The organism is Paenibacillus sp. FSL R5-0912, assembly GCF_000758605.1.
In the GTDB taxonomy this organism is placed as follows: domain Bacteria; phylum Bacillota; class Bacilli; order Paenibacillales; family Paenibacillaceae; genus Paenibacillus_AQ.
Genome location: NZ_CP009282.1, coordinates 5969536 through 5993366, shown reverse-complemented (window position 1 = coordinate 5993366; position 23831 = coordinate 5969536). Strand labels below are relative to the sequence as shown.

At 52.9% G+C, this 23831-nt stretch carries 15 protein-coding genes; 12 read left to right on the top strand and 3 right to left on the bottom strand.

Translation table 11 applies throughout. From position 1 onward, the window contains the following. Positions 1-48: 48 nt before the first annotated feature. The 3 genes from R50912_RS25330 (at position 49) to R50912_RS25320 (ending at position 4680) form a co-directional block, all read left to right on the top strand. Positions 49-807 (top strand): tRNA threonylcarbamoyladenosine dehydratase, encoded by a 759-nt coding sequence (locus R50912_RS25330; protein WP_042238698.1) that lies wholly within the window; start codon positions 49-51, stop codon positions 805-807. A gap of 253 nt (positions 808-1060) precedes the next feature. Next, positions 1061-2362, top strand: coding sequence for an NCS2 family permease (locus R50912_RS25325; RefSeq protein WP_042238696.1), 1302 nt, complete (start codon positions 1061-1063; stop codon positions 2360-2362). 116 nt (positions 2363-2478) lie between these two features. Continuing rightward, a complete protein-coding gene (locus R50912_RS25320; RefSeq protein WP_042238694.1) occupies positions 2479-4680 on the top strand; it encodes a HelD family protein in 2202 nt (733 codons plus the stop codon). 1014 nt (positions 4681-5694) lie between these two features. Here the strand turns inward: R50912_RS25320 and R50912_RS25310 are convergent. Beyond that, positions 5695-7710 carry a methyl-accepting chemotaxis protein gene (locus R50912_RS25310; protein ID WP_042238689.1) on the bottom strand — a complete coding sequence of 672 codons (2016 nt, stop codon included), beginning with the start codon at positions 7708-7710 and terminating at the stop codon, positions 5695-5697. A 601-nt stretch (positions 7711-8311) separates the two neighbouring features. Here R50912_RS25310 and R50912_RS25305 point away from each other — a divergent pair. The 4 genes from R50912_RS25305 (at position 8312) to R50912_RS25290 (ending at position 16152) form a co-directional block, all read left to right on the top strand. Next, complete coding sequence (locus tag R50912_RS25305) at positions 8312-8593, top strand: CD3324 family protein (RefSeq protein WP_039294537.1); 282 nt, start codon at positions 8312-8314, stop codon at positions 8591-8593. A gap of 187 nt (positions 8594-8780) precedes the next feature. Beyond that, positions 8781-10091, top strand: coding sequence for a replication-associated recombination protein A (locus R50912_RS25300; protein ID WP_042238687.1), 1311 nt, complete (start codon positions 8781-8783; stop codon positions 10089-10091). 454 nt (positions 10092-10545) lie between these two features. Then, the gene (locus R50912_RS25295) at positions 10546-13236 is read left to right on the top strand and encodes a glycoside hydrolase family 9 protein (protein ID WP_042243253.1); all 2691 of its coding nucleotides are present in this window, start codon (positions 10546-10548) and stop codon (positions 13234-13236) included. A gap of 27 nt (positions 13237-13263) precedes the next feature. Then, on the top strand, positions 13264-16152 hold the full coding sequence (locus tag R50912_RS25290; RefSeq protein ID WP_042238685.1) for a glycoside hydrolase family 48 protein: 2889 nt from the start codon (positions 13264-13266) through the stop codon (positions 16150-16152). A 147-nt stretch (positions 16153-16299) separates the two neighbouring features. On the opposite strand, the gene mnmA is transcribed toward R50912_RS25290, so the two are convergent. Continuing rightward, positions 16300-17421 carry a tRNA 2-thiouridine(34) synthase MnmA gene (gene mnmA / locus R50912_RS25285; protein ID WP_042238684.1) on the bottom strand — a complete coding sequence of 374 codons (1122 nt, stop codon included), beginning with the start codon at positions 17419-17421 and terminating at the stop codon, positions 16300-16302. A 319-nt stretch (positions 17422-17740) separates the two neighbouring features. Between mnmA and cymR the strand changes: the two genes are divergently transcribed. Then, positions 17741-18160, top strand: coding sequence for a cysteine metabolism transcriptional regulator CymR (gene cymR, locus R50912_RS25280; protein ID WP_042238682.1), 420 nt, complete (start codon positions 17741-17743; stop codon positions 18158-18160). Between the two features lie 491 nt (positions 18161-18651). On the opposite strand, the gene R50912_RS33540 is transcribed toward cymR, so the two are convergent. Continuing rightward, complete coding sequence (locus tag R50912_RS33540) at positions 18652-19653, bottom strand: VanZ family protein (protein WP_052416681.1); 1002 nt, start codon at positions 19651-19653, stop codon at positions 18652-18654. A gap of 335 nt (positions 19654-19988) precedes the next feature. Between R50912_RS33540 and R50912_RS25270 the strand changes: the two genes are divergently transcribed. The 4 genes from R50912_RS25270 to R50912_RS25255 all read left to right on the top strand — a co-directional run bounded on the left by R50912_RS25270 (position 19989) and on the right by R50912_RS25255 (position 23817). Continuing rightward, on the top strand, positions 19989-20186 hold the full coding sequence (locus R50912_RS25270; protein ID WP_081956645.1) for a hypothetical protein: 198 nt from the start codon (positions 19989-19991) through the stop codon (positions 20184-20186). Continuing rightward, positions 20179-21438 carry a DNA polymerase IV gene (locus tag R50912_RS25265; protein WP_042238677.1) on the top strand — a complete coding sequence of 420 codons (1260 nt, stop codon included), beginning with the start codon at positions 20179-20181 and terminating at the stop codon, positions 21436-21438. The genes R50912_RS25270 and R50912_RS25265 overlap by 8 nt, the downstream gene beginning before the upstream one ends. Then, positions 21435-21911 carry a YhjD family protein gene (locus R50912_RS25260; protein WP_042238675.1) on the top strand — a complete coding sequence of 159 codons (477 nt, stop codon included), beginning with the start codon at positions 21435-21437 and terminating at the stop codon, positions 21909-21911. The genes R50912_RS25265 and R50912_RS25260 overlap by 4 nt, the downstream gene beginning before the upstream one ends. Positions 21912-22356: 445 nt before the next feature. Then, on the top strand, positions 22357-23817 hold the full coding sequence (locus R50912_RS25255; protein ID WP_042238674.1) for a glycoside hydrolase domain-containing protein: 1461 nt from the start codon (positions 22357-22359) through the stop codon (positions 23815-23817). Positions 23818-23831 lie beyond the last annotated feature (14 nt).

The window sequence follows — 23831 nt, the reverse complement described above, 5'->3', positions numbered from 1 at the left end:
GGACTTAAGCGACTATGCCCCGCAGGCTTGTTAAAGGAGGCTGACATCATGCTGAATCAGTTCTCGCGTACGGAACTGGCGATCGGACCGGAAGGTCTCGAGATCATGAAGAACAGCACAGTGGCTGTGCTGGGGATTGGCGGAGTGGGAGCGATGGCTGTAGAGGCCCTCGCCCGTACTGGTATCGGACGTATCATCCTGATTGATAAGGATTCGGTCGATATCACCAATATTAACCGCCAGATCCATGCGCTGACGACGACGATCGGCCAGAACAAAACCGATCTGATGGTGGACCGCGTCAAGCTGATCAACCCGGACTGCGAAGCGATTGCCCTAAACATGTTCTATACCGAAGAGACCTATGAGGAGCTGTTCAAATACAAGCTGGATTATGTCATTGATGCTTCGGATACGATTATCTACAAAATACATCTGATCAAGGAATGTCTGACCCGGAAGATCCCGTTGATCTCCAGCATGGGAGCGGCGAATAAGATGGACCCTACCCGTTTCCAGGTAGCCGATATTTCCAAGACGAGTATGGACCCGATTGCGCGGGTGATCCGCACAAAGCTGCGCAAGGAAGGGATCAAGAAAGGCGTTAAGGTAGTATTTTCAACCGAAAAGCCTGTGAAGCCGCGCGAGGATGTCACCGAGCAGATTGTTCCTGCCAATGCGCCGGACCGGCGCAAAGCGAAGCAGCCTCCGGCCAGTACGTCCTTCGTGCCTCCGGTAGTCGGTCTGATTATGGTTAGTGTTACGGTACGTGATTTGCTGGAAACCGGCGGTATCACGTTTGAATAAGGGTTTGACAGGATTCAAGGGCGTGCAGCTGATTCCCCGCTGCATGCCCTTTTATTGCTGCCTGGAGCAGCATACTCGTGAGATGGCTGATTACAGATCAGACAAACGGGGGTAATAGCCAGCGGAACTTAACATCATAATAAGAAAACTTAAGAATGGAGCAGTGGGGCTGCAATTAATACCTGATCTTAAGGCATTATTGAAGCATCTGTATAACATTCTTAAGTTCACGTTCTCTAGTGGAGGTTTTTAAATGAAATCGAATTTTTGGCGGAATAGCGTGGGACTTGAGCCGGGTGACAACTGGAAACGGGAGTGGGCGGCGGGTATCCTATCGTATTTCGCTTCGGTATATATCGTTATGGTTAATGCGGCGATTCTGCATGATGCAGGCATGCCGCTGCGTGCAGGAATGGTGGCCACGCTGCTGACAGCGATTACAGGCTGTCTGCTGATGGCTTTTGGCGGGAAAACGCCGATTATCGTCGTCCCGGGCATGGGCATCAATGCCTTTTTCACCTATACATTGGTACATTCTATGAAGCTGGATTGGCGTGAGGCGCTTGCCGTTGTTGTGGTGACGGGGGTGTTGTTCGCCATTGTAGCGTTCACTTCGCTCTACCGCATACTGAGTGATGCCATACCCCATAATCTGCAGCATGCGATTACTGTCGGAATCGGTCTGTTTCTGACGTTTATCGGCCTGCAAAAAAGCGGGATTGTCATTGCCCATGCCACGACATTTGTCGCCATCGGGCATTTCAGCGATCCTGCGGTCATTACCTCGGTGGTGACGCTGTTGCTCGCCCTGGTCCTGTTCATCCGCGGCACGCGCGGCGGCCTGCTGATCAGCATGCTGGCGGGGACAGGCCTGGCCTACCTGCTGGGAGCGGCTCATGGGCCTGAGAATACCGAATCCGGACATGTGTTCAGCGGATATGGCGATGTGTTCGCCAGTATGCAATGGAGCGGATTCATCAGCCTTGTCTTCTGGATCGCCATATTCCTGCTGCTGCTGATCGTTGTCTTCGAGAACATCGGCCTGATCTCCTCGCAGACGCTGATGATAGGCCGTCCGGAACGCTTCAAAAGCAGTCTGCGGGCGCTATCCATCGCAAACATCGCGGCAGGCCTGTTCGGCAGCAGTCCCGTAGTAGCCGCTGCCGAATCTACAGCCGGCATCGCTGCCGGCGGACGCACCGGCTTAACCTCGCTCGTCACCGGTCTCTTGTTCGGGGCGACATTCCTGTTCATTCCGCTGCTGGCTTATGTGCCGGACAGCGCAATTGCGCCGATTCTGATCGTGATCGGCGGACTTATGGTCCAGAGTGTGCGCGAGATGGATCTCAGCGACATGACGGAGCTGTTCCCCGCATTTCTGATTATGGTGATGATTCCATTCACCTACAGCATCGTGGACGGGATGGCGTTTGGGTTCATCACTTACCCGGTTGTGAAGCTGGCTACAGGCAAAGGCAAGGACGTCCCGCCGGCGCTGTACGGGATTGCCGGGCTGTTCGTAGCGAACTTTGTGCTCCATGCGCTAATGGGCTAAATGCGCCTCATATAGGGCAGGTGGGCCGTTCTATAAGGCAGTTTGAAATATATGGCTTTCCCTGTCCTCTTGTGATATGATGTACTGCTCACATCACTTTTAGGAGGTAACTGAAATTGGAAGACAACTTTCAAAGTGCCTATCAAGAGGAAGAAGACAGGCTGAACCATGCGCTTATAGAGATTGACTCTACCCTTGAGCGGTTGCGCAGCACTCCGGTGTACACGGGACACGAGTATACGGAACAAGTGCTGGAGGACTCCAGGGAACAGAGGCGCAAAGATCTTGCCAAGCTTAGGCAGGAGCCTTATTTCGGACGGCTTGATTTTCAGGGCAATGACGAGGAAGAACGCAAGGCACTTTATATTGGTAAAATCGGCGTAGACCGTGAGCAGGTAAGCGACCGTCCGCTGGTCATTGACTGGCGGGCACCGGTGGCAAGCCTGTTCTATTCGTTTACAGGAGGGACAGAAGCGGCCTCCTATGAAGCACCGGAAGGGCTGATTGAAGGGCTCGTCTACCTCAAACGCAACGTGGTCATCCGCAAGCAGTTTCTGGAGCGGGTTGCGGATACGTATAACCGCGACAGTGATGCACCGGCGGTGTCGGATGAATTCCTGGTGTACCGGCTCGGTGAGAACAAGGACAACCGGCTGCGTGATATCGTCTCGACGATCCAGGAGGAGCAGGACAAGATTATCCGGGCAGCGAAGAACACGGCGCTGATTATTCAAGGGGTAGCGGGAAGCGGTAAAACTACCGTCGCGCTGCACCGGCTGGCTTTTTTATTGTACCAATACAAGGATCAGGTCTCGGCGGAGAAAATGATTATTTTCGCTCCGAACCGGATGTTCCTGGATTATATTTCAGATGTGCTGCCGGAGCTCGGTGTCGGCAATATTGCCCAGAGCACCTTCCCGGACTGGGCTGCGGATGTTCTGGGTGTGACCTTGCCGGAGCAGGATGCTTCGGAAGCGGTGAGCCGCTGGTTCGAAACAGCGGGGGCGATGCCTGTTATTACGGAAGAGACTCCGGGGCGCTTCAAAGGCTCCACGGTGCTGATGAGTGTCATTGAATCCAGCATTAAGCTGCTGGAGACCAGCGCCGTGCCTGAAGGGGATTTCAGCCCGTGGGACGGGGCTGTGCTGCGCCGCTCGATGATTCTGCGCTGGCATAATGAAGAATACGCTCCGTATCCGCCAGCCAAACGCAAGGAACGTGTGATGGCGCGGATTCACCGCTGGATCGAGATGGAGCTGAAGAAGAGCCCGTCGGCCGCTGCGCTGAAGGACCGCAAGAAAAAAGGCGCGGCCCGCGAGAAGGCGTACAGCGCCAAGTGGCCGAAATATGATCCGCTGGCTATCTACAAGCAGATATTCCGCGCGGCGAAGACTCCGGAGGACTGGCCGGCTGAGGCGCCGGAAGAAATTCCGCAGGCTGTATTGAAGGAAACGGTGAAAGAGCTGAAGAAAGGCATTTTGCGCGAAGAGGATCTTCCGCCGCTGCTCTATATCCATTATCTTTTGAACGGCAATGAGGGAACCGAACGCTTCGATCATATTGTTATTGACGAAGCGCAGGATTTCTCCCCGTTCCAGATTGCCGTGCTGGATTTGTATGTGAAGGGCCATTCCTTCACGATTCTGGGTGACTTGTCCCAGGGGATTCATGCCTATAAAGGGGTACATGAGTGGAAAGAAATGCAGACGCTGTTTGCCGAGGAGTATACCGCGTATCACGCGCTTACCCGCAGCTACCGTTCAACGATGGAGATTATTGAATTCGCCAACGGCATTCTGTCCGCTGGCGTCGGCAGCGAGCTGCTGGCCGTGCCGGTCTTCCGCAGCGGTAATCCTGTGCGGCTGATTTCCTATGAGGATGCGCAGCCGGAACCGGCTGCAGGCGGCAGCCAGCGGCTCAGCGCTGTCAGAAGCGCCCTGTCATCGCTCTCCGGGCGCGAATACCGCACTGTGGCTGTATTGACCCGTAGCCTGCGGGAAGCCGCTGAGCTGTACGCTGAGCTTGCCGGACAGTTCGAGGATATTCATCTCATTGACGGCAGCATCACCGAATACCGCGGCGGCTTGTCCATACTGCCTGTATATTTGTCCAAGGGACTGGAGTTCGATGCCGTCATCCTGGCGGACGCGGATAGCGCGCATTATGGAGGGGCGGCCTGGGACGCCAAGCTGATGTATGTAGGCTGTACACGTGCCCTGCATGAGCTGTGGCTGCTGCATAATGGCGGGCTTCCGGCTTACGTGCAGCTGCTTGGAGACGAGACGGTCTCCGGCTGGCCGGTACCCGAAGGGAATTAAGGTTTACATTATCTTGGGTAAGGGCAGCCCCTGTTTTGGAATGGGATAGAGGGTTGCGCTTGGTGAGAACACTCGGCAAACGGAACGTTATTCCAGTCGATCCCTGGTCCAGATTTTTTAAATTCCCTTAGCGGTGAAAATCCATACACAAGGCGACCGCTAACGCTTTTCCGAGGGTCGTCCTGTCCGATCCACTGTTTAAGCGGGAAACGTGTGCAATCTTAATAAACGCAAAAAAGAAACCTCTCTTTGGTGAAATGTGTTCAACCATTTCAAAGGAGAGGTTTTTTTGTACATATATAAGGATTTATTTGTTTCACTCCATCAATTATTCGGAAGCCGCCGGGAGTCGGCACACGGTAAGATCAAAGGGATCAATCCTTCTGATTTTGCCGAGTGTGGCTGAAGGAGAGTAATGAAGAGCATTAATGCCCCTGAATTTACTGGACGGGTGCCGAATGAGCAAATGAGGAGCATTAGTGCCCCTGAATTTACTGGACGGGTGCCGAATGAGCAAACGAGGGGCATTAGTGCCCCTGAATTCACTGGACGGGTGCGAAATGAGCAAATGAGGAGCATTAGTGCCCCTGAATTCACTGGAAGCGGGCCGAATGAGCAAACGAGGGGCATAAGTGCCCCTGAATTCATTGGAAGCAGGCCAAATGAGCAAATGAGGGGCATTAGTGCCCCTGAATTCACTGGAAGCGGGCTGAATGAGCAAATGAGGAGCATTAGTGCCCCTGAATTCACTGGAAGCGGGCCGAATGAGCAAATGAGGGGCATTAGTGCCCCTGAATTCACTGGAAGCGGGCCAAATGAGCAAATGAGGGGCATAAGTGCCCCTGAATTTACTGGAAGCGGGCCGAATGAGCAAATGAGGGGCATAAGTGCCCCTGAATTCATTGGAAGCAGGCCAAATGAGCAAATGAGGAGCATTAGTGCCCCTGAATTCACTGGAAGCGGGCCGAATGAGCAAATGAGGGGCATAAGTGCTCCTCATTACGCCGTATGCCCTTAAGCCTTGCCCTTCGGCTCGAAGTGAAACCGTTCCACCTGTCCCTGCATATCCGATGCCATGGCGGAGAGCGCAGCGGAAGATGAAGTGATCTCCTCCATGGAAGCAAGCTGCTCTTCCGTCGCTGCTGTGACACTTTGGAAGGATTCGAGCGCCGCCTGGGCGATCTTGGCCATCTCCTGAACAGACGCTGCTACTTCTGCGCTGCTGGCTGACATTTGCTCGGTGATCGCGGATACTTCATGAATTTGCTCGCCTACATGCCGGGTGGACTGCTCGATCTGGCGGAAGGCCTCGCTGGCTTCCTGTGTAAGCTCCATTCCTTGCTCCACATCCCCAACCACTTTATGCCGCATCACATCATAGGCACTGGCAATCAGGTCCACCATCTCAGAGATCGTCTCCTGGATTTGTCCTGCACTGACATTGGAAGCTTCGGACAGCTTGCGCACTTCACCGGCGACTACAGCGAAGCCTCTGCCGTGTTCTCCGGCCCGTGCAGCTTCAATGCCCGCATTCAGCGACAAGAGATTGGTCTGCTTGGCAATGGCAGAGATGGCCGTGCTGGTCTCCGCCACCTTGGCACTTAATCCGTTAAGCTCAGCAATCAGCGTACCGGACTGGTGTACGGATTCGCGGATCGTCTTCATCTGTTCTCCGACATGCTGCATCTTGGCACTGCCGGTGGAGACATCCTGTTCCGTCTGTACTGCGGCGCTGACAATCATCTCTGAGGCGGAGGCGATTTTTTGAATGCCGGTTGACATTTCATCCATCGTTATGGCCACCTCGGCGGAAGCATAAGCCTGGGTTTCCACACCACGGGTGGATTCCTCGACCAGCTCGGTCACGTATTCGACCGCTTTGCTGTTCTCGCCGGTGCTGGCTGTCAGCTGTTCACTGGCTGCCGCCAGGTGGCCAGACGTTTCAGCGACCTCCTGAACCATTTTGCGGAGCGAAGACACCATTTCATTATAATTGCCGGCCAGCTGACCGATCTCATCTTTGCGGTTTGTCTCCACAGACTCATCCAGATAACCTTCGCTTACCCGTTTGGCTGAACGGTTCAAGCGTTCCACAGCGCCGGTAATGCGGCGGATGATAAGGAACGTTACGATCGAAGCAAGCAGCAGAGAGACGACAAGGACGATACCTGATTTGTACAGAATCGGATATACAGCCTTGGTGTATTCATTCTCCGGCAGCACGCCGGCCATTTTGAATCCGGTCAGCTCGTTCGTAATGTAGAAGCCGTCCATTTGTGTATTGGCTGTATCGTCCTTGTAGGAGATTTTGCCTGCTGGGCCTTTGCCCATTTCAGCCAGCATCTGGCTTGTTGCTTCAGAGGCCACCTCCATGGTGGGGTGATAGATTACCTTGTTATTGCCGTCTAGAATATATACATAGCCGCTGTCACCCAGACTGACGTTCTTGGTCAGCTCCATGAGCTCGTTCATGCTGATGCTGATTGTAACGGCCCCCTTACCGTCCGGCAAAGCCCGGGAAACCGGCAGGATATAGCTGTTTGTCACTTTGGAGAAAATAGGGTCAATAACCGATGTGCTCTCCGGTGTCTTTAGTGCATCTATGTACCAGTCGCGCGTACGGGGATCATAATCCTCCGGTTGTGAATCCGGAGCGAACATGTATTTACCCTGGTCGTTGCCCAGAGCTATGATATCCACTTCCGGATGCTCCAGCTTGAATTTGTCGAGCAGACTGCGTGCTTTTGCAGGGTTGCCCGTGAGATCAGTGCTGCTAATCTGGTAGGCGAGCTCGTTGACGCCTGCGCTCTCCAGCTGAATTAATTGCGTGAGGGTTTTATCGAGAATATGGATGCTTGAGTTTGTGGTTTCTTCCATTTTGGAGCGCAATGCCGACTCTGAGGTTTCCGTGGATATGACAACCAGGGCAAGTGAGGGCAGCACAATAGCTATGATGATTAGCAGCATCAATTCAGTTCTCAGCTTGGTGATGTGAAATACACGCTTTAAGGGATTCCGTGGGGTTGTCATAGAAGGTTCCTCCTGAATTTCTGAATGGATGGGGTTAAATTAAGTTCCATATCTCGAAGTAAATAGATAATTTAATATATATTTCGACATTAATCGACTAAAAATTAGTTTTTCGTCAAAATTTTTTTGACTGAAATTAACGCTATGCCTTCCTCCTGAAAGTTATGATTAACGTGAGCTCAAGGTGGAGAACGATTATAACTATTCTTGAACTTGTAACCTGCGGATACCTGTGGCTTAATAATAAGTGTCCGGCCGGGCAAGATTACTTCTGGAAGGAGGCTGATGGCAATGTTTTCAGAATACGAGGTGGTTTCCGTCTAAGACGGAAGCCTGTTTAAGGGGAGGCCGCGAGGCCTCCTTATGTATAGATAGCGGCTATATATTTCAGGCTTAGCTAAAATATATAGAAGTACACTGACAAACCACTGATAGGGTACTGATAAACAATGAATGTAGACGCTAACCGCAGGGTTTAATATAATGAATTTAGGTTATTTACCAAATTTGAGGAGAAGAAAGGAGGCAGGTGGCATGATTATCAAGAACAGCGCAGTGATCGGACTTAACGGAACACACCTGTTGAAGGAGGAACCAGAACGTGAGTTACGTAAATGGAAAGGATGTGCTCCCCCCGGGATTGCTCGAAGAGCTACAGGGCTACATCCAGGGTGAATTGCTATACATCCCGAAGAAGACGGAAGAGCGGGTACGATGGGGCGAGAACAGCGGCTCCCGGCAAGAAATTGCGAACCGCAATGAAGAGATCTTCTGTAGTCACAGCAGTGGCTGCTCGGTGAACGAGCTGCAGAAGAGATATCATTTATCCGAAGAAAGCATCCGCAAAATCATTTCAAAAATGCGGCTGGCGCTGAACAGCTAGCCTGAATATTTGAAACAACCCCACAACATATAAGTTCTAAGAATAGAACAAAGAGCATGCTCCCGCCGGTGATGGCGAGGTCATGCTCTTTTTAATGAAAGCTGCGGGTATGGTATGATAGAAGGCAGCCAGTTATTTCTATCGAAGAAATAGCAAAATACCAGATTACTAGCAAGGAAGTGGAGTTATGGATTTATTCTCGCTGGGTGAAGATAACGGGAATGGGAGCGGAAGGCTGCTTGCAGACCGGATGCGGCCCGTGAATCTCGATGAATATATTGGACAGGAGCATATTGTAGGCCGCGGCAAGCTGCTGCGCAGAGCCATAGAGGCTGACCAGGTGTCTTCCATCTTGCTGTATGGGCCTCCGGGCTGCGGCAAAACAACCTTGGCTCATATCATATCGCATCATACCCAAGGTGAATTTGTCCGGCTGAACGCGGTGGAAGCCTCGGTGAAGGATGTCCGCGAGGTTATTGAACGCGCCCAGAGCAACAAGGCGCTGTATGGATCGAAGACGATTCTGTTTCTGGACGAGGTACACCGTTTCAACAGCTCCCGGCAGGATGCGCTGCTGCCGGCGGTGGAGAAGGGAACGATTACCTTCATAGGCGCAACGACGGAGAATCCGTTCCATTATGTGAACGGGGCGCTTATGAGCCGCTCCACGCTGTTCCAGCTGGAGTCTCTGACCAGCGAGCACAGCCTGATTGCCATGAAGCGGGCGCTCGCCGATGAGCAGCGGGGCCTGGGGTTCATGGATCTGAAGGCGGATGAGGACGCGCTGCAGCATATTGCCACGATGGCTAACGGCGATATCCGGCGCGCCTTGAACGCGCTGGAGCTGGCGGCGATGACCACTGCCCCGGAGAGCAACGGCAGCGTGCATATCACACTGGAGGTGGCGGAGGAGTCCATCCGCCGGCCGATTGTCAAAGCGGACGAGTCTACGCAGTATGATGTGGTGTCCGCTTTTCACAAAAGCATCCGCGGCTCCAGCGACGCTGCCCTGTTCTGGTTCCTCTACGCCGTGGAGAAGCTCGGCATGGACCCGATGACCTTCATCCGCCGTCTGATCGCCGCGAGCAGCGAGGATATTGGCCTGGCTAACCCGCAGGCGATGGTCCAGGCTGTCAGTGCGCTGGATGCCTACCGCAACAACGGCTGGCCGGAGGCGAAGCTGAATATTGCGCAGGCGATCCTGTTTGCGGTGGAGAGCCCGAAATCAAACGGCGTGGTGATGGCAATCGCGAACGTCATGGATAGCCTGGAGGATCTGAAGTCGGCTGAGGTGCCGCTGCATTTGCGGGATACACATTATAAAGGCGCAGCCCAGCTGGGGCATGAGGGATACCAGTATCCCCATAATTTCCCTGGTCACTATGTGAAGCAGGACTATCTTCCGAAGGCGATCTCCCGGAGGGTGTTCTATCAGGCGACCGAGCAGGGCAACGAGGCGAAGATCCGCCATAACCAGCAGCTGCGGCGCGGGCAATAGTGCCTCACTCAGATGCATGGGAAGACCAATAAATGAAGAGAAGTAAAGGGAGACCACTGCATTGCACTCCATGGCGGTGGTCTTTTATTTGCGTATCCGCTTGTGCATCTGAAATACATTAGCGTATTTTTCGGATGAGGGCACGGTAAATATGATAAAAATGGAAATTATTTGACAAAATGAGTTTGTTTTCGGTGAAATTAATTGTAAATATATAGAATTAAATTACTATATGTGGTATATGTGTAGATAGGAAGATTATTTCCTTAATTTGTAAGTGGGGGTGGGGATGGAACGTACTGAATAGAATGTCTTATGAAATGTCTTCAATGGACGCTGGGGAGGTATCTGCGCGTGAGTCACCCGATCGGGCTGAAATGTAAAAATCGAAGGGAGATGAGTTAAGGTGAAGCAAACGAGACGGAAGACAGGCTGTATCGCAGCACTGAGCTTAATGCTAACCTGCACTGTTGCTTCAGGGACTGTTATTCATCCGCAAGTCAGCAAAGCCGCAACCGCCGGGATTAATTATGCAGAGGCACTGCAGAAATCTATTTATTTCTATGAGACCCAGCGGTCGGGTGATCTGCCGGCGAACAATCGTGTGGAATGGCGGGGAGATTCGGGGCTGCAGGACGGTGCGGATGTCGGCCACGATCTGACGGGAGGCTGGTATGACGCAGGGGATCATGTTAAATTCGGTTTTCCTATGGCGTACACCTCCACTATGCTGGCATGGTCGGTCTATGAATACAAGGATGGCTACGTGCAATCGGGGCAGCTGGATGAGATTCTGGACAATATCCGCTGGGCAACAGACTATTTTGTGAAAGCGCATACCGCTCCTAATGAGCTATGGGGACAGGTCGGCAACGGCACGGCGGATCATAACTGGTGGGGACCGGCGGAGGTCATGCAGATGGCACGTCCTTCCTATAAGATTGATGCCGCGCATCCAGGCTCTGATCTGGCTGCGGAGACCGCTGCCGCACTTGCCTCAGCTTCCATTATTTTTAGGGATTCGGATGCCGCATATGCGGACAAGCTGCTGCTCCATGCCAAGCAATTATACAATTTTGCCGATACGTACCGCGGAGCTTACTCCGATACAATCACTGACGCCAAGCAGTATTACAATTCGTGGAGCAGCTACGCCGATGAATTAAGCTGGGGCGGTATCTGGCTATACTTAGCGACCGACGAGCAGACCTATCTGGACAAGGCGATTGCCGCAAGTGATCTGTGGGGCACCAACCAAGCCGGAGACTGGGGTTACCAATGGACCCAATCCTGGGATGACAAGCATTACGGTGCGCAGCTCCTGCTGTCCCGCATTACGGGTGATCCCAAATTCATTCAATCCACTGAACGGAATATGCAGTTTTGGACTACCGGGGTGAACGGTACCTCTGACCGGGTAGCTTACACTCCCGGGGGGCTGGCCCATCTGGACCAATGGGGGGCGCTGCGGTATGCGGCCAACCAGGCATTTATGGCTTTTGTCTATGCGGACTGGGTTACTGACCCGGTGAAGAAGAGCACAGCCCAGACCTTTGCGGAGCGGCAGATTACCTATATGCTGGGTGATAATCCGCGCAATAGCAGCTATGTGATCGGCTTCGGCGCAAATTCGCCTGAGCATCCTCATCACCGCACCTCGCACGGCTCCTGGAGTGACAGCCAGACCACTCCTGCGAACCACCGGCATGTGCTGTACGGCGCACTGGTCGGAGGACCTTCCAAGACAGACAGCTACACCGATACGATCAGCGATTATGTCTCCAATGAGGTTGCGACTGATTACAATTCAGCCTTTACCGGCGCGTTGGCCAAAATGATGCTGCTCCACGGACAGGGCCAGCAGCCGCTTGCGAGCTTCCCTCCCGCCGAAACGCGTGAGGATGAAATGTTCACTGAGACTTCTGTGAACGCCAGCGGCAGCAATTTTGTGGAAATCCGGGCCATACTTAATAACCGCTCGGGATGGCCTGCCCGCTCCAGCAGTCAAATGTCCTTCAACTACTATATGGACATAAGTGAGGCTGTGGCTGCAGGGTATGGGCCAGCAGATATCACCGTCAAGGCGGGAGGCTACAACCAGGGTGCAACCGTCTCGCAGCTGCTGCCTTACGATGAAGCCAATCATATCTATTACACCAAAGTAGATTTCTCCGGCACACCGATTTATCCAGGCGGACAATCCGCTTACCGCAAGGAGGTCCAGTTCCGGATTGCCGGGCCGCTGAACACCACCTTCTGGGATAACAGCAACGACTTCTCGTTCAAGGGAGTGGCACCAGGTGCTTCCTCGGCGACAAAGAATCCGTATATACCTGTATTTGATGCGGGTGTCAAAGTATACGGGGAGCTGCCCACTGGCGGCGGAACACCCGGCGAACCCCAGGTTCCGGGCCGTCCGTCCGGCTTGCAGGCGGTACCCGGCAATGCCAGCGTGGCCTTGAGCTGGAATGCGGTCAGCGGCGCCTCACAATATACGATTAAGCGCTCTCTGGTGAGCGGCGGACCGTACACGGTGATTGGCACGGCAAACGGAGCAGTCTACAGCGACAGCGGGCTGACGAACGGAGTGGACTACTATTACGTGGTGACCGCATCGAACAGTGTGGGGGAGAGTACGGCGTCTGCACAGGCCACGGCCCGGCCGCGCGAGGCCACCACGCCGACGACAGGAGCCTTGCGTGTGCAGTATCGCACCAATGACACAAGTCCTGGCGATTCGCAGGTCCGCAGCCAGTTCCGGATTGTCAATACAGGAACCGAGAGCATTGCGCTCAGCGGTCTGAAGCTGCGCTATTATTACACCGTGGACGGGGACAAGCCGCAGGAATTCCACTGTGACTATGCTGCCATCGGCAGCGGGAACCTGAGCGGAAGCTTTGTGAAGCTGGACACGCCGGTGTCCCTGGCTGATTCTTATGTTGAGATTTCCTTTGCCGCAGGAGCAGGAAGCCTGGCTCCGGGGGCGGATAGCGGGGAGATCCAGGTGCGGTTCAACAAGGCAGACTGGACGGCCTACAATGAGAGCAACGACTATTCCTATGGAGGAACCCAGCAGACCTTCGCGGATTGGGAGAAAGTTACACTTTACCGTGCAGGAACGCTCGTATGGGGCTTGGAACCCTAAATCATTCCAGAGAGGAAGTATGCCGAAATGATCAAGTTAAGTTCATTCAAGAAACCGGCCTCCATAGTTATGACGGCCATTCTGACCCTTTCCCTCACCAGCGGGATCTTCAATTTCAACCCGGGGACAGCCAAGGCGGCATCGGTGGAGAAGACAAGATTTCTGCAATTATATGACCAGCTGAAAAACCCGGCAAGCGGCTATTTCTCGGCTGAAGGTATCCCGTATCACGCGGTGGAGACCCTGCTTAGCGAGGCGCCCAACTATGGGCATATGACTACCTCCGAGGCCTACAGCTACTGGATGTGGCTTGAAGTGCTGTATGGCTATAATACCGGAGACTGGAGCAAGCTTGAAGCCGCCTGGGATAATATGGAGAAATACATCATCCCGGTTAATGAAGGCGACGGTGTGCAGGAGCAGCCGACAATGAGCAGCTACAACCCGAACAGTCCGGCAACCTACGCCTCGGAGCATGCCCAGCCGGATCTGTATCCAAGTGCGCTGAACGGCAAGTACACCCCGGGCAAGGACCCGCTGGATGCGGAGCTGAAGTCCACCTACGGCAATAACCAGACCTATCTGATGCACTGGCTGGTGGATGTGGACAACTGGTATGGCTTCGGTAATCTGCTGAATCCTGCGCATACCGCTGCCTATGTGAATACCTTCCAGCGCGGAGTGCAGGAATCCGTCTGGGAAGCGGTGGCGCATCCTTCACAGGATGACAAATCGTTCGGCAAGACGAATGAAGGCTTCATGAGCCTGTTCACCAAGGAAAATAGTACACCTTCCGCCCAGTGGCGTTATACGAATGCTACAGACGCGGATGCACGCGCTGTGCAAGCGATGTACTGGGCCAAGGACCTTGGATACACCAATACGGTCTATCTGAACAAAGCTAAGAAAATGGGCGACTTCCTGCGTTACGGCATGTACGATAAGTACTTCCAGAAGGTCGGCAGTGCTGCTGACGGCACACCTGAAGCGGGAACGGGCAAGGATTCCAGCCAGTATTTGCTGGCCTGGTATACGGCCTGGGGCGGCGGCCTGGGAACCGGAGGAGACTGGGCCTGGAGAATCGGCGCCAGCCATGCGCACCAGGGGTATCAGAATGTAGTTGCAGCCTATGCGCTGTCGACCGCAGCCGGAGGGCTGATTCCGTCTTCGGCAACAGCCGGAACGGACTGGGGCAAATCGCTGACCCGCCAGCTGGAATTCTACAACTGGCTGCAATCCTCTGAAGGGGCCATTGCGGGCGGAGCGACCAATAGCTATGGCGGCTCCTACAGCGCTTATCCAGCCGGCACAAGCACCTTCTACGGCATGGCCTACGACGAGGCTCCTGTCTATCATGACCCGCCATCCAACAACTGGTTCGGGATGCAGTCCTGGAGCATGGAACGGGTAGCAGAGCTGTATTATATCCTGGCTTCCAGCGGGGATACCACCTCGGCTAATTTCTCAATGGCCAAACGGGCCATTGAGAACTGGATTGACTGGTCTACAGATTATGCCTTCGTGGGCAGCCGTCCGGTATCCGATGCCGCCGGTTATTATCTGGATCAGCAGGGAAACCGGATTCTGGGCGGAGATGATCCGCAGGTTGCCACCGTATCCGCACCCGGCGAGTTCTGGATTCCGGGCAATGTGGAGTGGCACGGACAACCCGATACCTGGAGCGGATTCAGCTCGTTTAACGGCAACAGCGGCCTGAAGGCAGTGACCAAAGATCCGGGACAGGATAGCGGCGTGCTGGGCAGTTACATTAAAGCGCTCACCTTCTTTGCCGCAGGGAATAAAGCGGAGCATGGCAGCAATACTGCGCTCGGCGGAACCGCTTCACAATTAGCCAAGTCCTTGCTGGATACGGCCTGGGGCTACAATGACGGAGTGGGCATTACCACACTGGAGAAGCGTGCAGATTATTTCCGGTTCTTCACCAAAGAGGTCTATTTCCCTGCGGGCTGGACGGGGACCTTCGGCCAAGGAAACACTATACCGGGCAGTGCGACAGTACCTTCTGATCCGGCCAAAGGCGGAAACGGAGTTTATGCGAGCTATACCGATGTGCTTCCCGATATTACAAATGATCCCAAGTGGAGTTACCTGGAAGGCAAGTACAATAGCTCGTACAACAAAACAACCAAAACATGGGATAATGGCGCACCTGAGTTCACCTACCACCGCTTCTGGTCACAGGTGGACATCGCTACAGCCTATGCGGAATACGACCGGCTAATCAATAACGGCAGCGGTCCAATACCGACAGCTACACCGACTACAACGCCAACGGCCACGCCAACAGCAACGCCAACGGCCACACCGGCAGCAACGCCAACGGCTACACCGACAGCTACACCAACGGTCACGCCGACAGTTGCACCAACGGCCACACCAACATCTACGCCGACGCCAACGGCTACGCCGACGGTCACGCCAACGGCTACGCCTGCTGCAGCGGACCTGGTGGTTCAATACCGTACAACGGATACGAACGCCACCGATTCGCAGTTCCGCCCGCAGCTGCGGATTGTCAACAACGGGACGACAGCGGTAGATCTCAGCAAGGTCAAGCTCCGTTACTATTACACGATTGACGGAGAGAAACCTCAGCAGTTCAATGTCGATTATGCAACACTCGGCGGCAGCAATGTGCTCGGCAGCTTCGTGAAGCTCGATCCTGCGGCTACAGGAGCGGACTATTACGTGGAGATTGCCTTCAGTGCCGGCGCAGGCAGCCTGGCACCCGGCGCGAACACCGGTGAGATTCAGCTGCGCATCAACAAATCCGATTGGAGCAATTACAATGAGGCTGATGATTATTCCTATGATTCAACCAAAACGGCTTATACAGACTGGAACCGGGTACCGCTGTACTTGAATGGCGTAAGGGTATGGGGGGTTCAGCCGTAATAAGCTGAAATCCGGTAAAGTTAAGGTAATTCTGTCTGAGCATTATTCCGTACAATAACGAACTAAAAGAACCTTCAGCTCCACGATCCAGTGGTGTTGAAGGTTCTTCTGTATGCATTAGGGGCTCGTCTCCGGCAGGTGATGCAGTTACGCCTGCGGCAGCGGCACGACCTTCTCGGCAGCCTCAATGGTTCCGCCGCCGAGACATGTTTCACCAAGGTAGAACACCACAGCCTGTCCCGGCGTGATCGCCTTTTGCTGAACATCAAAAGCAACATGCACGGTTCCATCTGCCTGCTTCGTCAGCGTAACGCCCTGATCCGGCTGGCGGTAACGGAACTTGGCGGTACACTTCAGCGGCGTATCACCAAGTGTAGCTGCATCGATCCAGTTCACGCCTGAAGCCGTGAGGCTGGTGGAGTACAGGCTGACATGCTTCTCGCCCTGCACAACATACAGGGTATTGCTTGCCAGATCCTTCTCGGCCACGAACCAGGGTTCGCCTGTGCCGGAGCCCCCGATACCAAGGCCCTGACGCTGGCCCAGCGTGTAATACATGAGTCCGTCGTGACGGCCCTTAACTTCGCCGGTGGCGATATCGACCATATTGCCAGGCAGTGCAGGCAGGTATTGGCTTAGGAATTCACGGAAATTGCGTTCTCCGATGAAGCAGACGCCAGTGCTGTCTTTTTTCTTGGCGGTGTAGAGTCCGGCTTCCTCGGCAATTCTCCGCACCTCCGGCTTCGGCAGATGCCCGATCGGGAACATGGCCTTGGAGAGCTGATACTGGTTCAGTGCGTTGAGGAAATAAGTCTGGTCTTTGTTGTTGTCCACGCCGCGCAGCAGCTTGAACATGCCGTCCTCTTCTATGACCCGGGCGTAATGTCCGGTAGCCACGTAATCTGCGCCAAGCTGCAGCGCTTTGTTCAGGAATTCCCCGAACTTGATCTCGCGGTTGCACATCACATCCGGATTCGGTGTCCGGCCGGCCTTATATTCTTCGAGGAAATAGGAAAAGACTTTATCAAAGTATTCCTTCTCGAAATTAACGGTATAGTAAGGAATATCGATCTGCTCGCACACGCGGCGCACATCCTCGGCATCGGTCTCTGCCGTACATACGCCGAACTCGTCGGTATCATCCCAATTCTTCATGAAGATGCCGATGACGTCATAACCCTGCTGCTTCAGCAGAAGCGCTGTAACAGAGGAATCGACCCCACCCGACATACCGACGACGACACGGATATCCTGATTAGCTTTTGTCATCGTGATCACCATTTTCTATGCACAAAATACCGGCGTTCTGACTGAACACCCGGCTCATTGTGTATTATAACATACCTGTCTACCCCAAACAGGAGAAGGCTGTTATAAAATATAGCGAAAAACGGTTCAAAATTGACAATTTGTCCACCACTGGTGAACAAAATCGCGAATTATTCCCGTTGGGTGTTCCAAATGTGTCCAAAGATATGATAACATAAGCTGAGAGCAAACATCGGAATACGTTGATATGACATATCTCATGTCTAACCAGCGAAACAGGAACCACAGAACCAGCAACTAAACCGAAAGAGGTGCCCCTTTGAAAATATCAACCAAAGGACGTTACGGATTAACCATTATGATGGAGCTTGCCCTGAGATTTGGCGAAGGGCCAACATCACTTAAGAGCATTGCCGAGAAAAACGGACTCTCCGAGCATTACCTGGAGCAGCTGATCGCCCCGCTGCGTAATGCCGGACTTGTAAAAAGTATCCGCGGCGCATACGGCGGGTATATTCTGTCCCGCGAGACCAGCACCATTACTGCCGGAGACATTATCCGCGTACTCGAAGGCCCGATTTCTCCTGTGGACTTCACAGAAGAAGATGACCCGGCCAAGCGCGACCTGTGGCTGCGCATCCGCGACAGCATCGCCGATGTGCTGGATTCCACCACTTTATCCGACCTGATCAACTTCAAGGAAGAGAGTCAAGCGGATAATTATATGTTTTATATTTAACAGGAGCTAAAATGTGTTGATTTCAAAGGGATTGTTGAAAAACTTAATCGCTCACTCAACTGGATAAAAGCTTCTGACAAGTCTTTTCAAGAAATTTGGAGAGACTTGTTTTTTATTGTTGGCGTGCCCAGAGGCACGCATTATCTAGTTGGTGAAAGTCCAACCAAAGGAGGGACCAAGCCACCTTTGTAGCTAGGATGCTTGCGCATGGCGAAATCTGTGTGTAAAAGCGCATCGACAAGAAGGTGGATGGGTTCATTCATTATCCGAGGTAAAGTATATTGCCAGACAATATGGACTATAAACGCTATTGTAATCTGCATGCCCATGAATGACAGACATCGGAAAGCAGTATGAGGGAAAACCTCACGTACGGTTTGATGAGGAGGGGGTGGTTGAATCCAGCCCTTTACTCTAGTTTAGGAAATTATAGTTTTCGTCTGCTATGGATAAGGTGATTTTGTTCTTTTTTCGAACATGCTTGACATGCGTTATCTCCCGCCCAGCAACCGATGAAGCCGCGCTGCCAGCTTTTGGCCTGCATTGGCTTCCATGAGTGTAAGATCCCACAATACCGCATGGGTTCGGGGGTCGGCAGCATCGGTGATGACTGCAATGGTCAGCTCCTGTCTGCCTTCAAGCGGCACCTGAAAAGACAGCGGCGGATTCTCGCCCGGTGCGATATTCACATTCAGGGAGTAAAGCTCTTCTCCGTCGGCACTGATAATGACGCTGCTGCCGCCTTTGCTCTTAGCAAATATAGCATCGTCAGGGATGCCGAAATTCCCGGCAAGCTCCTTATACTGTCCGTCAAGGCGCAGTGAGAATTCGTGGCGTTCCGGATTATCCGGGCTATACAGGTTGATCGCCGGTTCGATCTGCTCCTGCGCTACAGTGAAACTGTTTAGCTTCTTTTCCCACCGTACTTCACCACGCTCAAGGGTAAGCCGGTCCATTGCCCTGATCTCTCCGCGGCCATGATCCAGATAATAATTGAGACCGCTCACGGCGGAGTAGACGATCAACGTCAAGACCGCGCCGGAGGACAGGAGCTTGAGTAAACCTCTTGGCGTTGTCCGATCGCGGCGGATCAGCCGCTGGGCGCCGTAGCCGACAGTCGCACCGAGCGTATTAATGACGATATCGTTGATATCGAACGCACCCAAATGCGTTACCATCTGAATCAGCTCAACCCCGGTAATGGCAGCTAAGAAGACTAAGAGGAACGGCAGGAAGCGGCAGCGGATCAGTAGCGGAACCACCAGGCCGAACGGTACGAACGCCAGATAGTTACCCAGATTGAAGACCCAAAGATTCGAATAACCCCCGCCCGGAAATTGCAACGGAATCCCGTCAAAGACCAGGTGATACCGTAAGTCCGTCTTTGGCAGAGCCGAAGAACGGTTGAAACCGGCAAACAAGAAAAATAGGGTGAGGCCCGTGTACAGGCCCAAGCCGATCCAGGCGGCAGACCTTTTTTTGCCTTGAAGCATGATGGTTGACCTCTCTTTATCACACAGTTTAGTGTCCCTTGCAGGATAACATAGTATAAGCGATCCTCGCCGGTCCAGCAAGGCGGGCAGCGGCCGTGCAGGTCAACATACTTGTAATTCATCCATTAGCCGAGACTGGAATAGCTGCCGTTGCAAACAGGGTTGACCCTCTCCGGCTTTTTTTACCTCTAAATTCCCTTCCCGGTTCTACCGATTCCCCTTAGCTGCATATACTGTTCCAATAAGAACAAATGTTCTATTTTACCATTGCTTAAAAATCTCAATCCTGGTTATAATACAAACAAATGTTCTTATTCTACCGGAGGCGATCAGTCATGAAAATGAGCATCGGCCAAACGATTGAAATGATATACCTGGACAAAGCGGGCAAGATTACGCAGCGGAAGATTGAAGTGCACGGGATTCGTGACGGCCGCATACGGGCTACCTGTCTGAGCACCGGCCTGCCCCGTGTTTTCCTGACAGACAGCATCTTGTCCTGGCACCCGGTACGGGGGCAGAAGTATGCCTAAAGACCGGATCATTCTGCTCTCGGATTGCCAATCCTTCTATGCAAGTGTCGAAAAGGCTGCGCATCCCGAGTATAAAGATAAGCCTGTCGCAGTCGGCGATCCCACGCGGATGAACGGTATTGTCCTGGCTGCCTGCCCCATCGCCAAATCTCATGGTGTAACCACCGCTTCACGCGTGGGTGAGGCCATGACCAAATGCCGGGATCTCATAGTGATCCGCCCGCGGATGAGTACGTATATCAAGGTCTCGCTGATGATTTCAGAAATCTACAAGGGGTATACCGACCAGGTTGAGGCCTTTAGCATTGATGAGCAGTTTTTGGATGTGACCGGTTCCTTGAGTGTTTTTGGAGGAGATCTGCCGGATATGATTCACTCCATCCAGCATCATGTCCTGTTGTCAACGGGGGTGTGGACCCGGGTGGGAGTCGGACCGACCAAAATTCTGGCCAAGATGGCTAACAACTTTGCCAAGAAGAAGGAAGGAGGGGTCTTCAGGCTCGATTACAGCAATATAGACACAGAGCTCTGGCCGCTGCCGGTGCATGAAATGTTTATGGTGGCTGGACGGATGACCAAGAATTTTTACCGTATGGGGATTACTACGATTGGAGATATTGCGCGGATGGAGCTGGGGGAATTCAAGCGGAGAATGCGCACAACCATGGGTAAGCAGAGCGATATTCAAGCGGAATATTATTGGCAGACGGCGCGCGGGATCGATCCCAGCCCGGTTGTTACCGGGATTCGGCACCAGATCAAGTCGGTTGGACACGGGAAGGCGCTGCGCTGGAACCTCTATACCCGGCTGCCGGAGATTGAAGTTGTGTTGCTGGAACTGGTGATCGAGGTGTGTCAGCGGGCGCGGAAATACCGGTATATGGGGTCGGTGGTGTCTATCGTGGTGGCAGAGACGGACGGTAACAAATCTAACTCCTACAGCAGACAAATGACACTGCCGGAGCCGTCGTCTTTAACGCATGAGGTGGCAGCGGCTGCCTACCGCTTATTTGTGGATCATTGGACGGGGATGCCGTTAAGCCGGTTAGCGATCTCTATCTCCCAGCTGACCGATGACAGTGTCATGCAGCTCACCTTATTCGATGACCGCATCCGCACATTGAGCAGAGAACGGGCAGTGGATCAGATCAAAACCAGATACGGCAGCCGGGCGCTTATCCGCGCATCCTCGTTGCTGGAATCCGGGGTTGCACTGGAACGGGCGCAGCAGATTGGGGGCCATTATAAATGAGCAAATTAAACGGAAATGAGCGGTGGAAAACTAAGATGTTGATGAGTGAGCATGTGGATCAGTTTGAGGAGAAGCAGGAGGATACGGTCAGAAAAATGATCACTGTCGAGGAGCGGACGATGGTGCGTGACCTCATTTTGCTCCCCTACATAGATACTATGGTCAGCCGGAGCCTGAAGGAGATCGAGCTGTCCGGCAGCATCCTTAAGCGCGCCTTTGTGATAGCGGGGCAAGCGATACAGCGCCGGATCATGCAGGATACCTACCAGCTGCAAAAAGAGCTGAAGCAGCGCAATATCAAAGTGCTGCCCGACGAGCAGGAGGAGTTCCTGGTGTATCACAAAATCTTTTGCCGGGGATATCAGGAACGGTTCGGACTTACGCGTGATGTGATGCGCACTGAGATCAGCTTACGGCTGACCAAATATACAGCGGAGCTCGGGGCAGCACTGAAGGATTATCAGAAATTATAACAGCAGCTTAGTCGGTGCTGTGGTGCTCCAACGTTTTTAGGTCCCAAGGAGTCAGAACAGTCTTTTTGCCACTTCATTGCACGTTGAAACTCTTGTATACTGAAGCCCTGCCTCCTTCGAGTATAGTAATCTCATGTTATATTACAGGTCTCTAAGGAGGCCTTTTTTTCTTGCCCATTAATTTTGTCGTCAGACCCTTTGAAGGCATCGTGGGCAATCTGGAGCAGCGCTTCCATGAGAACAGTATTGGTTGTCACACTATTTTCGTCTGAGGTAACACTTTAAAATAATAATTCAAAAGAACCTCCGGTTGCCACTTTGTGATGGCAGACGGAGGTTTTTTTTAAAACCAAAAATATTGAACACAGGATAAAGAACTTGGAATATAAAGCGCTTTCTTAATGTTATATACTCAAGGCACGTTAAAAGAAAGGGGTTGCAAACATTGTCGAATTTGTTTTACAGGCCGGCAGGAGCCTGGGTGGGAGATCTCATTCCCTACTATAAAGACGGTACATTCCGTTTGTTCTATCTTCATGACTGGAGGGAGAATAGGAGTATTCATGGGGAGGGAACTTCCTGGTTTGAGCTCCGCACAAGCGATTTTGTACACTATGAAGAAATGGGCGAAATGCTGAAGCATGGAAGTGTGAGCGAGCAGGATCTCAACTGTTACACCGGCTCGATCATCGAAGCCCAGGGAGAATATCATCTGTTCTACACCGGCCTCAATCCGAATCCGGAATTCGTAGAGAACGGGGTGCCGCTCCAATGCGTCATGCACGCCGTGAGCACAGATATGGAGCAGTGGCGGAAAATCCCCGAGGATACCTTCTATTCCGACGGAATTCAATATGAAAGGCATGACTGGCGCGATCCCTTTGTATTCTGGAACGAAGAGGCGGGGGAGTACTGGATGCTTCTCGCCGCAAGGAACAAAGAAGGTCCTTCCCGGCGCCGGGGAAGCATCGGGCTCTGTGCTTCGAAGGATCTGAGGCAATGGGAAATCCGCGAACCGTTCTGGAATCCGAAAATGTACGTGACGCACGAATGCCCGGACTTATTTCAAATCGGGGAATGGTGGTATCTGGTTTACTCCACGTTCTCGGAGCGGTTTGTCACCCATTACCGCATGAGTAAATCTTTAAGCGGTCCTTGGACGGCACCGAGAAACGATGCGTTTGACGCCAGGGCGTTCTATGCCGCCAAAACATGGAGTGACGGGAACAAGCGATATGCTTTTGGCTGGGACCCCAGCAAGGAAAACGAGGATGACTACGGTGATTGGCAATGGGCGGGGAATTTGGTCGTGCACGAACTTGTTCAGGAACAGGATGGAACATTAACGGTTCGTATCCCGGAGACAGTCTCCCATCATTTTTCAAATGAACAGGCTGCCGTGTGGGGCTCCTGGCTTGGGGATTGGAAGGAGTCAGAGGGAGGCATAGCGGCGGTGGCTGACGAGACCTTCTCTTGCGTATCTGCGGGTTCCATGCCGGAAATCTGCAAAATTTCGGCCCGGTTATCCTTCTCCGAAGGAACCAGAAGCTGCGGTATTATGCTTCGTGTTAGCGAGGACAACGACGATGCCTATTATGTTCGCCTTGAACCCATTCATAACCGCCTGGTGTTCGATATGTGGCCTCGCCGGATAGAGGGTGAGATGCAGTGGCATATCAAAGGAGACCACCCGCATGCGGTAGAGCTGGAAGTACCCATAGAGTTGCATGCCGATACGGATTATAATATCGAGATCGTTGTGGAGAATTCGGTTTGCGTCGTATACTTGGCCGACCAGGTCGCCTTGACTACACGTTTGTATAATTTAAAAACCGGCAACTGGGGCTGTTTTGTTCAGGAAGGCCGGGCGAATTTTGAACAGGCATCCATTTCGGTTCCCAACTAACAGGAGGTCTTATA